The following is a 12,367-nucleotide window of genomic DNA, read 5'->3' as shown; positions in this document are numbered from 1 at the left end:
CGAGAGATCCCGCATGGAGCCTGAACCCGCCCCCCTGCTGGCCTTCCCCCAGACCCCGGAGGACCGGCTCCGCCTGGCCCTGCGCAAGCTGGAGACCGCCCTGTCCGCCCAGGCGCACGCCGTCGCCGAGTTCCGCCAGAACCTCGCCGCGTTGCGCGACGCGACCGGTGGCCTCGCCACCCAGGTGCACAGCTACCAGGAGACGCTCGGCCGCACCGCCGAGAAGGTGCAGCACGCCCACGCCGCCGCGCGCACGCTGGAAAAGACCGCCGGCAAGCTCGCCTCGATGGCCTGAAGCCGCCTGGCTTCCCGCCTTCCGGTCACGGCCGGCAAAATGCCGCCACCCGCTTCACGGCCCCGCCCCGCGCGGCTAGCCTGCGGCCCCCGCGCCCCTGGGCGCGACGCACGCCCTGCACGCCGTGAAGGACAGTATCCGTGGCCCCGCATCCGTTGATCGACACCTTTCGCGCCGCCCGCATCGTGCCCGTGGTGCGCACCAGCACCGCCGCCCATGCCGCCACCGCCGCGCAATGGCTGCGCGATGCCGGCATCACCATCTTCGAGATCACCCTGACCATTCCGGACGCGCTCTCCGTCATCCGCGAGCTGGCGGCCGAGCCGGGCCTGCTGGTCGGCGCCGGCACGGTGCCGGATGCCGCCCGGGCCGAGGCCTGCATCCAGGCCGGCGCGCGCTTCCTGGTCTCGCCCTGGGTCGATCCCGCCCTCGCCGCGCCCGCCCGCGAGGCCGGCGCCTGCCTGATGATGGGCGCGCTGACGCCGACCGAGGTGCGTGCCGCCCGCGCCGCCGGGGCCGACGTGGTCAAGATCTTCCCGGCCAGCTCGGTCGGCGGCCCGGCGCACGTCAAGGCGCTGCGCTCGGTGTTCCCCGGCGTCGATTTCTGCCCCACGGGCGGCGTCGATGCGCGCAACGCGGGCGAGTATATCGCGGCCGGCGCCGCCTTCGTCGGCATCGGCGGCAAGCTGGTGGACGAGAAGGCGATCGCCGCCGGCAACCGCGAGGCGGTGCAGGCCGCGGCGCGCGAGGCGCTCGGAATCATGCAGGCATGAGCGCGGCGGAGATCCTCTGCCTGGGCGAGCCGATGCTGGAGTTCAACCAACTCCCGCCCGATGAGACGGGGCGCGCCCTCTACCTCGAAGGCCATGGCGGGGACACCTCCAACGCCGCCGTCGCCGCCGCGCGCGCGGGGGCCAGGGCGGGCTACATCACCGCCCTCGGCCAGGACGCGCCGGGCGACAGCTTCATGGCGCTCTGGGCGCGCGAGGGGGTGGATTCCAGCACGGTGATCCGCCGCAAGGACGCGCCCACCGGCATCTACTTCGTCACGCACGGGCCGGAGGGGCACGCCTTCACCTTCTACCGCGCCGGCAGCGCCGCCAGCCGCATGGCGCCGGACGACATGCCGGAGGACGCCATCCGCGCGGCCAGGGTGCTGCACGTCTCGGGCATCAGCCAGGCCATCTCGGCCAGCGCGGCGGATGCCTGCTTCCGCGCCATGGAGATCGCGCGCGCGGCCGGCGTCACCGTATCCTACGACACCAACCTGCGCCGCGCCCTCTGGCCGCTGCCGCGGGCGCGGGCCACCATCCACGCGGCGCTGCGCATGGCCGATATCGCCCTGCCCAGCTACGACGACGCCACCGCGCTGACCGGGCTGGATCAGCCCGATGCCATCGCCGATTTCTACCTGGAGATGGCGCCGCGCGTGATCCTGAAGCTCGGCAAGGACGGCGTGATGGTGGCCACGCGCGAGGGGCGCACCACCCTGCCCGGCCGCAAGGTCAAGGCGGTGGACGCCACCGGCGCGGGCGACACCTTCGCCGGCAATTTCCTGGCACGCTTCGTGGCGGGGGACACGCTGGAGGAAGCGGCGCGCTACGCCAACGCCGCCGCCGCGCTGGCCACCACGGGGTATGGCGCGGTGGCGCCGATGCCGAAGGCCGAGGCGGTGCGGGCCTTCCTGGCAGAGAAGCAGGAGAAGTAACCTTCTTTTTCTGAAGAAAAAGAAGCAAAAAGACTTTTTCAGTTTGGCGTCACGCTATCGGTTAGCGCCACGCCAGACTGGAAAAAGTTTTTTGGTTCTTTTTTACAAAAAAGAACTTCTTTGCTTACTCAAGCATTCGCGCCGTGCGGCCGGGTGCGCAGGCCCTCGCGGAGATTCTGGAAAGGCAGCGAGGACGGGTCGGCCACCACGGGGCCGGGCGCCGCCACGACGATCACCTGCTCCGCCAGCGGCTGGAAGTCGGCGCGGAAATGCACGCTGCTCTTCACCGCCACGATCTTCTCCGCCGCCGGCTCCACGCCCAGGTGCCGGAACAGCGCCTGGTCATGCGCCTGCATCTTGCGGCTGACCACGACCACCTTCACGCCACCGATGCCGAGCAGCGCCGAAGGGCCGAGATCGGCGGTGTTGCCGCCGGTCATCGGGCCGGTGCAGGTGAAGCACCCGTCCGAGAGCCTCAGCACCCGCCCCGTCACCTCCAGCGGCGCGCCATCCGACTTGCCGCCGAGCTTCAGCGTCACCTCGGCGCCCTCGCCCGCCGCGTGGCAGGCGGCCGCGCTCTCGGCGTCGTTGATCAGGCCCAGCACGGCATCGGCGCCCTGCCGCACCAGCTCGGCCAGCAGGCCGGTGGTGTCGCCATGGCCGCCGCCGCCGGGGTTGTCCTGCGTGTCGGCCAGCACCACGGGCTTGCCGGGGTTGCGCGCGGCGATGGCGATGGCCTCGGCCACGCCCTCCGCCGCCGGCGCCACGCCGCCGGCGAAGCGCGGCTCGCGCGCCGCCAGCTCGGCCAGCAGCGCGTCGGCGGCGGCATCGGCGGCGTTCTGGTCCTCTGCGTAGCAGGCCAGCGCCACGCCGCAATCGGCGAAGTCGGCATAGGGGAAGCCGAAGCAGAAGCCGAGCTCCACCACGCCCGGCCGTTCGGCGAGGCTGGCGCGGAGGTCCATGATCCCCTTCATCGGCTCCACCAGCGTGCATTGCGCGGTGAGCGAGATCCAGTAGTCGAGCTGGCGGAAGGCGCGGGCATAGGGCGCGCCGCGCGCGATGCGGGCGCCGAGCAGCTCCATGGCGCGGGCGCCGGCGGGCTTCATGTCCACATGCGGATAGGTGCGGAAGGGCACCAGCACATCGGCCAGCCGCACCATCTGCTCGGTCAGGTTGCAATGCGGGTCGAGGCTGGCGGCGATGGGCACTTCGGCGCCCACCACGGCGCGCACGCGGCGCAGCAGCTCGCCCTCGGCATCGGGGTAGTCCTCGGCCACCATGGCGCCGTGCAGGTCGAGATAGACGCCGTCCAGCGGCGCCTCCATCAACGCCGCGGTGAGGTCGGCCACGATGCAGGCGGCGATGCGCTCGAAGGCCGCCGCGCGCACCGGCCCGGCCGGGTTGGCGAAGGCCCAGGCGAGCGGCACCAGCGTGTCGCCCCGCTTCTCGCCCACCGCGATGGCGCCGGCCGCCGGCACCGCGCTCGGCCGCAGCGTGTCGAGCAGCGTGGCGCCGCGCTGGAAAGCCGGGAAGCCGCCGGGATGGACAAAATCCTCCCACTCCGTCGAGCGTGGCGCGAAGGAATGGCTCTCGTGCAGGAAACCGCCGATGGCGATGCGCATGGACTTCACTCCCCTGTCGCCCGCCCGGCGGTGGCCAGCACCGCGTCGGCGAGCACGACCAGCCCGGCCTCCGCCCATTCGGGCGTGATGGCCTCGGCCTCGTTGTGGCTGATGCCCCCCTCGCAGGGGACGAAGATCATCGCCGTCGGCACACGGCGGGCGAGATAGACGGCGTCATGCCCGATGCCGGTCGGCATCACGCGGTAGGGCAGGTTGCGGCCCTCGGCGGCCTGGCGCAGCGCGGCGACCAGGGTGGGGTCGAAGGGCGTCAGCGGGAATTCCCAGAAGGGCGCGACCTCCACCTCCACGCCGCGCGCGGCGGCCAGCGCCTCGGCACGCGCCTCCAGCGCCTCGCCCATGCGGGCCAGCGCCTTCGGGTCGCCATGGCGGAAGTCGACGCTGAACCACACGCGGCTCGGCACCACGTTGCGGCTGTCCGGCACCACGGTGAGGCGGCCCACCGTGCCACGCCCGTCGCCGCCCGCCTCGCGCGCGATCTCCTCCACCGCCTGGACGAGGATGGCGGCGGCCACCATCGCATCCCGCCGCGGCCCCATGGCGGAGCCGGCATGGGCGTCCTCGCCGGTGACGGTGACATCGTACCAGAGCTGCCCCAGTGCGCGGTCCACCACCCCCACCGGGATGCCATCCGCCTCCAGCAGCGGCCCCTGCTCGATATGCACCTCGAAATAGGCGCCGAGCTTCTGAAGCTCGGCCGGGTCGGCCTCGCCCTGCCAGCCGATGCGGCGCAGTTCCTCGCCGAACACGGCGCCGGCCGGGTCGGTCTTGGCCAGCACCTCGGCCTCCTCGAACAGGCCCATGGCGACGCCGCTGCCCATCATCGGCGGTGCGAAGCGGGCGCCCTCCTCATTCGTCCAGTTGACGAGCACGATGGGGGCCTCGGTCTCGATGCCCGCCTCGTGCAGCGCGCGCAGCACCTCGAGCCCCGCGAGGACGCCCAGCACGCCGTCATATTTGCCGCCCGTCGGCTGGGTATCGAGATGGCTGCCCATCGCCACGGCGCGGCGCGAAGGGTCCCGCCCCTCGCGCCGGATCACCATGTTGCCGACGCGGTCCACGCGCACGGTGCAGCCGAGTTCCTCCGCCCAGCGTTGCAGCAGGGCGCGGCCCTCGCCGTCGAGATCGGTCAGTGTCTGGCGGTTGCAGCCGCCCTTCGCCGTGGCGCCGATCCGCGCCATCGCCATCAGGCTCTCCCAGAGTCGGGCGCCGGAGACGGGAAGATTGTTGACGGGAAGGTTGCTCATGCCTTCTCCACCCCGCACCACTCGGCCATGGTCAGCGCGATGGTGCGCGTGGTGGCGTGGAAGCTGTCCAGACCCACACTCTCGTCGATGCCGTGGATGGCATCGGCATCCGGCCCGAAGCAGGCCACCGGCGTCTTCTGGTACAGCTCGAAGAAGCGGCCATCGGTGAGGCCGGAGGCGGGGTAGTCGCGCAGCTCGCGGCCATTGGCCTCCGAGAAGTGGCGCTGCACCATCTTCACGATGGTGGCTTCCTTGTCGAACACGCAGGGGTCGGCCATGAAGCCGGCGAATTCCAGCGCCACCTTGGTGCCGCGCAGCCGCTCATCGGCCGCCGCCTCGGCCACCAGCCGCTCGATATCGGCCTTCACCGCCTTCGCCGTGTTGCCCATCATGATGCCGACGCGCAGGCCGATCTTGGCGCGGGTGGGGACGGAGCTGTTCCACTCGCCGCCCTGCACCGTGCCGAAATTGACGTTGACCGGGTGGTTCACGCCGAAGAAGGAGGAGTGGATGTTCTCCGCCCGGTTCATCTCCGCCTCATAGGCCTTGAAGCGCTGGGAGATGACATAGGCCGCCTCGATGGCGTTCACCCCCGCCTGCATGTCCCGCACATGCACGGGGCGGCCGGTAACGGTCACCCAGGCCCAGATGACGCCGACCTCGGCGGTGTAGAGCCCTTCCACGCCGGGGCCGGGCTCGGGGATGATCACGGCATCGCATTTCGGCAGCGCCATCATGCAGGCCAGCGCGCCATTGCCGGTGCATTCCTCCTCGATGACCGAGTGGAACTGCACCTCGGCGGCCGGCTGCAGCCCCGCGAGTTGCAGGGCACGGAAGGCCATGACGTTGGAGATGTCGCCCGCCTTCATGTCGCCCGCGCCGCGGCCATACATGCGCCCCGCCCGGATGCTGGGCTCGTAGGGCGGCGTCTCCCAGATCTCGGCGGCCCCCTCCGGCACCACGTCGACATGGCCCTGCAGCACCAGGCTGCGGCCCTTCCGCTCGCGCGGCTTGAACACGGCGGCCACATTGTCCCGCCCCTCATAGGAGACCAGCGGCGGCGAGAAGCCGGGATGGGCGGCCAGCTTCTCCGGCACGGTGGGGATGCGGATCGGGTCGAGGCCGAGCGACTGGTAGTTGCGCGCCATCTCGTCGAGCGCGGAGGCCTCGTTGCCCAGGGTGGAGGGGCAGCGCACCAGACGCTCCAGCGCCGCGACGGCCTCCCCTTCCAGCGCCTGCACGGCGTCGAGGATGGCGCGGCGGACGCCGGAATCGAGTGTCGACATGATCGGTCCTTCAGGCAGATTCGGAAAGTTCGGGAGGAGTCCACTCCCGTCCGGGGATGCTGTCCAGCAGGGCGCGGGTGTATTCGTGCTTCGGCGCGCCAAACACCTGATCCGTCGCGCCCAGCTCGACGATGGCGCCGCGCCGCATGACCGCTATGCGATCGCAGATCTGCGCGGCGACGCGCAGGTCGTGGGTGATGAACAGCATGGTCAGCCCCAGCCGCTGGCGGATTTCCGCGAGTAGCTCCAGCACCTGCGCCTGCACCGAGACATCGAGTGCCGAGACCGGCTCGTCGGCGATCAGCAGCTCCGGCTGCATCGCCAGCGCCCGGGCCAGGCCGATGCGCTGCCGCTGCCCGCCGCTGAACTCATGCGGGTAGCGCTCCAGCGCGGATTCGTCGAGCCGCACCAGCCGCAGCAGCTCGCGCGCGCGCGCCAGCGCCTCGGCGCGCGGCACGCCGTGGGTGATGGGGCCTTCCATGATCGCCTCCCCCACCTTGCGGCGCGGGTTGAGCGAGGCGTAGGGGTCCTGGAACACCATCTGGATGCGGCGCCGGTAGGGCAGCCAGCCCTGGCGCGAGAGCGGCCGCAGATCGGTGCCATGGAACAGGATTTCTCCCTGTTCCGGCTCCACCAGCCGCACCACGCAGCGCGCGAGGGTCGACTTGCCCGAGCCGCTCTCGCCCACCAGCCCCAGCGTCTCGCCCTTGTTCAGCGTGAAGTCGGCATCGTGGATGGCGCGCACGGTGGCGCGGGCGCCGAACCAGCCGCCGCGCTGGTAGGTCTTCTGCACCCCCTTCATCTCCAGCACGGGCGCGGGGCGGATGGCGGCGCGCGCGGCGGCCGCGCCATGCGGCACGGCGGCGATCAGCGCGCGGGTATAGGGGTGCCGCGGCGCGTTGAGGATTTCCGAAGCCGGCCCCTGCTCGACGATGCGGCCATGCTGCATCACCGCCACCCGATCCGCGATCTCCGCCACCACGCCGAAATCATGGGTGATGAACATCACCCCCATGCCCTTGCGGGACTGGATCTCGCGGATCAGCCGCAGGATCTGCATCTGCGTCGTCACGTCGAGCGCGGTGGTCGGCTCGTCGGCGATCAGCAGCGCCGGTTCGAGCGCGAGGGCCATGGCGATCATCACCCGCTGCCGCTGCCCGCCCGAGAGGCGGAACGGGTGCATCCGCGCGATCGCCGCCGGGTCCGGCAGGTTCACGGCGGCCAGCAGCTCCGGCACGCGGGCGCGCGCCGCGTGGCCCTGGCCATGCACCTGCAGGGCTTCCGCGATCTGGTCGCCCACCTTCATCAGCGGGTTCAGCGCCGTCATCGGCTCCTGGAACACCATGGCCATGCGGCGGCCGCGGCGGGAGCGCAGCGCCTCGGCGGAGAGGCCGAGGATCTCCTCCCCCTCGAAGGTGATGCGGCCCGCCGTCACCGGCAGGCCCTTGGGCAGCAGCCCCATCACCGTGTTGGCGGTGATCGACTTGCCCGAGCCGCTCTCGCCCACCACGCAGAGGATCTCGCCGGCATCGAGATGCAGCGAGAGATCCTCCACCGCATGCGGCCGGTCGGCGCCCGCGGGCAGGGCGACGGTGAGGTTCTCGACAGTGAGGAGCCGGGTCATGCCTTGCCTCCGCGGTTGCGCGTGAGGCGCGGGTTCAGCGCGTCCGACAGCCCCTCGCCCACCAGGTTGAGCGACAGCACGGTGAGGAAGATGGCGATGCCGGGAAACACGCTCATCCACCAGGCGATGCGGATGACGCTGCGCCCGGAGCCGATGAGGAAGCCCCAGCTCATCATGTTCGGGTCGCCGAGGCCGAGGAAGGAGAGCGCGCTCTCCAGCAGGATGGCCGAGGCCACCATCAGCGAGGCGAGCACGACGATGGGCGAGAGCGCGTTGGGCAGGATGTCGCCAAAGACGATGCTGAGGCGGGACTTGCCCAGCACCTCGGAGGCCTGCACGAACTCGCGCGAGCGCAGCGACAGGAACTCCGCCCGCACCACCCGCGCCACCGGCGGCCAGGACACCACGGCGATGGCGAAGACGATGCTGCCGATGGTGGGCGTGAAGATCGCCACCAGCAGGATGGCCAGCACGAAGCTCGGGATGGTCTGGAAGAACTCGGTGAAGCGCATCACCACGTCATCCGCCCAGCCGCCGAGATAGCCGGCGAAGGCGCCGAGCGAGACGCCGATGACCAGCGCCACCACGGTGGAGACGGCGCCCACCAGCAGCGAGACGCGCGCGCCATGCGCGATGCCGGCAGCGACGTCCCGCCCCAGGCTGTCCGTGCCGAGCAGCATGCCCATCTCGCCCGGCGGCGCGAAGGGCATCCCCGCCATGTCCCACGGGCTGCCGGGGTAGAGCAGCGGCGCCAGCAGCGCCAGCGCCAGCACGCCGAGCAGGATGGCCAGCCCCACCACCGCGCCGCGGTTGCGCGCGAAGTTGCGCCAGAACTCCTTCATGCCGAGGCCTCCACGCGCGGATCGACGAGGGCGTAGAGCAGGTCGGTGACGAGGTTGAACAGCACCACCATGACGCTGGTGCAGAAGAACACGCCCATCAGCACCTGGTAGTCGCGCGCCAGCAGCGCCTCGAAGGCGAGCCGCCCGATGCCGGGCCAGGCGAACACCGTCTCCACCAGGATCGAGCCGCCGACGAGCTGCCCCGCCTGGATGCCGGCGAAGGTGATGACCGGCAGCAGCGCGTTGCGCAGGATGTGCCGCCGCAGGATGCGCCCCTCCGGCACGCCCTTGGCGCGCGCCGTCTTGACGAAGTCCTGGTCCGCCACCTCCAGCATGGTGGCGCGCGTCAGCCGCGCATAGACCGCGACATAGAACAGGCCGAGCGTCAGCCCGGGCAGGATCAGGTGCCGCCCCACATCCAGCACCGCCTCCAGCCCGCTCATCTCGACTCCGACCGAGGCCATGCCGAAGGAGGGCAGCCATTCCAGCGTCACGCTGAACAGCAGCACCAGCATCAGCCCCACCCAGAACAGCGGCGTGGCATAGAAGGCGAGCGCCAGCACGGTGATGACGGAATCCCCCCAGGTGCCGACGCGCCGCGCCGCCAGCGCCCCCATGGTGACGCCGAGACCCACCGCGAAGAGGAAGGCCGCGCCGGTGAGCAGCAGCGTCGCCGGCAGCCGGTCCCACAGCAGGGTGGAGACGGGCATCTGCTGGCGGTGGCTGAAGCCGAGATCGAGCGTCAGCACGCCTTTCAGGTAGAGCCAGAGCTGCACGTGCAGCGGCTGGTCCAGCCCGAACTGGGCGCGCAGCTGCTCCAGGAATTTCGCGTCGGCCGCGCCCGACTGCCCGGCGATGATGCTCGCCGGGTCGCCGGGGGCGGCGTGGATGAGGAAGAAGTTGCAGACGACGATCGCGAGCACCACGATCGCCGCCTTCACCACCCGGCCCAGCAGGTAGCCGGGCAGCTTCGAGGCCCCCATCAGGCCAGGAACACGTCGTCGAAGCTGGCATGCACCCCGGCGCCCGAGGTGATGACGTTGTTCAGCTTCCTGTCGTAGATGGTGGGGAAGGCCATCTCCATCAGCCAGACCAGCGGCACCTCCTCCACCAGCAGCTTCTGCACCTCGCTGAAGGCGGCCTGCCGCGCCTTCGGGTCGGCCGCGTCGCGCGCCTGGGTGAACAGCGCGTCCACCTTCGGGTTGGCGTAGCCGGCGACGTTGGAGAACAGGATCTTCTTGATATTGGTGGAGACATAGCTGCGCTCGACGCCGAGCGTCGGGTCGCCATACTGGTAGAGATAGTTGATGGTGGTATCGAACTCCCAGTTCGCCGTGCGCTGCGCCCAGGTGCCGACATCGACGCTCTCGAGCTGCAGATCGACGCCCACCTGCCGCAGCGACTGGCGCAGGAACTCGCCAAGGCGGGTGAACACCTCGCCATAGGGCAGCGAGAGGTGGCGGATGGTGAAGCGCACCCCCTGCCCGTTCGGCTTCAGCCCCGCCTCGTCCAGCAGCTTCTTCGCCGCCTCGACGTTGTAGGCCGGCATCTTCGCGCTGGCGTCGTAGAAGCGGGTGGAGCTGGCGACCGGGCCGGTGGCCGGCTTGCCGATGCCGAACCACAGGCGCTGGGCGATGAAGTCGCGGTTCACCGCATGGGCCAGGGCCTTGCGCACCCGGACGTCGTCGAGCGGCTTCACGCGGTGGTTCAGCTCCAGCCACATCAGCGGGCCGAAATACTCCCACCCCGCCGTCTGCACCTCGAGGTTGGGGCGCGCGCGCATCTGCGGCACGTCGAAGGGCTCGATGTCGTTCGACTGGGTGAGTTGCACCTGGCCCGTCTCCAGCGCCAGGCGGCGGCTCTGGCTGTCCGGCACCACGCGGTAGATGATCGAGTCGAGATAGGGCTGGCCCGGCTTCCAGTAGCCGTCGAAGCGCTCCAGCCTGATGAAGTTGCCGCGCTGCCACTCGACGAAGCGGAACGGCCCGGTGCCGATGGGCTTCTGCACCGCCGGCGCCTGCCGGTAGTCCTGCCCGTCGAACAGGTGCTTCGGCACGATGGCCGAGACCGTCACGTCGAACATCAGCAGGAAGGGCTCGAAGGGCGCGGAGAGCACGAACTTCACCGTGTTCGCGTCGACCGCCACGCCTTCCTTGATGCGCGCGAAGACGCCGCGGGCGCGGGGCGAGACCTCCATGTGGAACTTCATGATGGAGAACACCACGTCCTCGGCCGTCATCGGCTGGCCGTCGTGGAACTTCACGTTCTCCTGCAGGTGGAAGGTGTATTCCAGCCCGTCGGCGCTCACCTCCCAGCTTTTCGCCAGCTCCGGCATCGGCTCCAGCTTGGCGCTGTAGCGCAGCAGCCCCTGGAAGATCTTGCCGCCGACGATCAGCGTCGGCGCCTGGTTGTTGACGCCGACATGCAGCACCGGCGGCTCGGGATTGACGATGGTGGTCAGCGTACCGCCCCGCTTGGGCTGGATGCCCTGCGCCAGCGCATCCCCGGCGCGCATCAGCCAGGGGGAAACGATCGCTGTGGCCATGAGGCCACGACGTGACAGACCCATTTGGGCTCTCCCGATGAAACTTCCCTGGAACGAACGCTAGCCCTGCCTTGGGCGGATCGACAAGGGCGCATGGCAGGCATAACCTCCGTTCATGCGAGCCTTTGCCCATCCCGACCAGTCGCGGCACACGCCGCAATTCTTCCTCCAGCGCGGCCAGGTGCGCCGCAACTTCGAGGTGCCGGGGCGGGCCGAGGCCCTGCTCGCCGCGCTAGAGGCCATGGGCGCGGCGCCGGAGATGGCGCCCACCGCCCCGCGCGAGGCGCTGCTCGCCGTGCATGACGAAGGCTACGTGGCCTTCCTCGCCGAGGCCGCCGAGGCCTGGGCGGCGCTGCCCGAGAAGGGCCCCGAGGTGGTGGCCAACATGCACCCGGCGCCCGAGATGCTGGCACAGGGCGCCACCATGGCCAGCGGGATCGTCGGCCGCACCGGCTGGTACACGGCCGACACCGCCTGCCCGATCGGCCCCGGCAGCTGGGAATCGATCCTCGGCGCGGCGAGCTGCGCCCTGGCGGCGGCCGATGTGGCGGCCCAGGGCGGCACCGCCTACGCGCTGAGCCGCCCGCCCGGCCACCACGCCTATGCCGCCCGCGCCGGCGGCCATTGCTACGTCAACAACAGCGCGCTCGCCGCCGAGCATCTGCGCCGGGCGGGGGCGAAGCGCGTCGCCGTCATCGACATCGACGCCCACCATGGCAACGGCACACAGGGCATCTTCTGGGAGCGCGGCGACGTGCTGACCGTCTCGGTTCATGGCGACCCGGCGGGCTACTACCCCTGGTATGTCGGCTATGCCGGCGAGACGGGTGGCGGCGCGGGCGCCGGCTGCAACCTGAACCTGCCCCTCGCCCAGGGCAGCGGCGACGATGCGTGGCTGGAGGCCGTCGCCGCCGCCGCCGCGCGGGCGCGGGAGTTCGGCGCCGAGGCGCTGGTGGTGCCGCTCGGCTTCGACGCCTCGGAGCACGAGCCGCTGAGCTACCTGCGCGTCAGCGCGGACGGCTTCGCCCGCGCGGGCGCCATGCTCTCCGGCCTCGGCCTGCCCACGGCGGTGGTGCAGGAGGGCGGCTACAATGCCGAGAAGATTGGCGGGCTGCTGGAGCGCTTCCTCACCGGCTGGGGCCGCTGAAGAACCAATAGGTTGAACACCCCGGAGCGGGGC

The 12,367-nt window shown here is 70.9% G+C and carries 11 protein-coding genes; 4 read left to right on the top strand and 7 right to left on the bottom strand.

The features are described from left to right. Positions 1-13 precede the first annotated feature (13 nt). From CR165_RS02495 to CR165_RS02485, 3 genes are all read left to right on the top strand, one after another. Positions 14-295: a hypothetical protein gene (locus CR165_RS02495; protein WP_109515358.1), complete on the top strand. Its 282-nt coding sequence runs from the start codon at positions 14-16 to the stop codon at positions 293-295. Positions 296-435: 140 nt separating this feature from the next. Beyond that, the gene (locus CR165_RS02490; protein WP_109515357.1) at positions 436-1,068 is read left to right on the top strand and encodes a bifunctional 4-hydroxy-2-oxoglutarate aldolase/2-dehydro-3-deoxy-phosphogluconate aldolase; all 633 of its coding nucleotides are present in this window, start codon (positions 436-438) and stop codon (positions 1,066-1,068) included. Further along, positions 1,065-2,003, top strand: coding sequence for a sugar kinase (locus tag CR165_RS02485; RefSeq protein WP_109515356.1), 939 nt, complete (start codon positions 1,065-1,067; stop codon positions 2,001-2,003). The genes CR165_RS02490 and CR165_RS02485 overlap by 4 nt, the downstream gene beginning before the upstream one ends. Before the next feature lie 128 nt (positions 2,004-2,131). On the opposite strand, the gene CR165_RS02480 is transcribed toward CR165_RS02485, so the two are convergent. Genes CR165_RS02480 through CR165_RS02450 form a run of 7 tightly spaced genes read right to left on the bottom strand, consistent with a single transcriptional unit; the run spans position 2,132 to position 11,211 of the window. After that, positions 2,132-3,625, bottom strand: a complete 1,494-nt coding sequence (locus CR165_RS02480) for a M81 family metallopeptidase (protein WP_109515355.1) — start codon at positions 3,623-3,625, stop codon at positions 2,132-2,134. A gap of 5 nt (positions 3,626-3,630) precedes the next feature. Next, positions 3,631-4,890, bottom strand: coding sequence for a Zn-dependent hydrolase (locus tag CR165_RS02475; protein ID WP_109515354.1), 1,260 nt, complete (start codon positions 4,888-4,890; stop codon positions 3,631-3,633). Next, on the bottom strand, positions 4,887-6,176 hold the full coding sequence (locus tag CR165_RS02470) for an ArgE/DapE family deacylase (protein ID WP_109515353.1): 1,290 nt from the start codon (positions 6,174-6,176) through the stop codon (positions 4,887-4,889). Before CR165_RS02470 ends, CR165_RS02475 begins: the two co-directional genes overlap by 4 nt. A 10-nt stretch (positions 6,177-6,186) precedes the next feature. Then, positions 6,187-7,800 (bottom strand): ABC transporter ATP-binding protein, encoded by a 1,614-nt coding sequence (locus tag CR165_RS02465; RefSeq protein WP_109515352.1) that lies wholly within the window; start codon positions 7,798-7,800, stop codon positions 6,187-6,189. After that, positions 7,797-8,642 (bottom strand): ABC transporter permease, encoded by an 846-nt coding sequence (locus CR165_RS02460; protein ID WP_109515351.1) that lies wholly within the window; start codon positions 8,640-8,642, stop codon positions 7,797-7,799. Before CR165_RS02460 ends, CR165_RS02465 begins: the two co-directional genes overlap by 4 nt. Further along, on the bottom strand, positions 8,639-9,625 hold the full coding sequence (locus tag CR165_RS02455; protein WP_181377967.1) for an ABC transporter permease: 987 nt from the start codon (positions 9,623-9,625) through the stop codon (positions 8,639-8,641). Before CR165_RS02455 ends, CR165_RS02460 begins: the two co-directional genes overlap by 4 nt. After that, positions 9,625-11,211 (bottom strand): ABC transporter substrate-binding protein, encoded by a 1,587-nt coding sequence (locus CR165_RS02450; RefSeq protein WP_245906065.1) that lies wholly within the window; start codon positions 11,209-11,211, stop codon positions 9,625-9,627. The genes CR165_RS02455 and CR165_RS02450 overlap by 1 nt, the downstream gene beginning before the upstream one ends. 91 nt (positions 11,212-11,302) lie before the next feature. Here CR165_RS02450 and CR165_RS02445 point away from each other — a divergent pair, with 91 nt between their 5' ends. Continuing rightward, complete coding sequence (locus CR165_RS02445; RefSeq protein ID WP_109515350.1) at positions 11,303-12,334, top strand: histone deacetylase family protein; 1,032 nt, start codon at positions 11,303-11,305, stop codon at positions 12,332-12,334. Positions 12,335-12,367: the final 33 nt, after the last annotated feature.

The sequence above is a fragment of the Teichococcus aestuarii genome (assembly GCF_003116135.1).
GTDB lineage: Bacteria > Pseudomonadota > Alphaproteobacteria > Acetobacterales > Acetobacteraceae > Pseudoroseomonas > Pseudoroseomonas aestuarii.
This window is presented reverse-complemented; position numbering and strand designations above follow the sequence as displayed.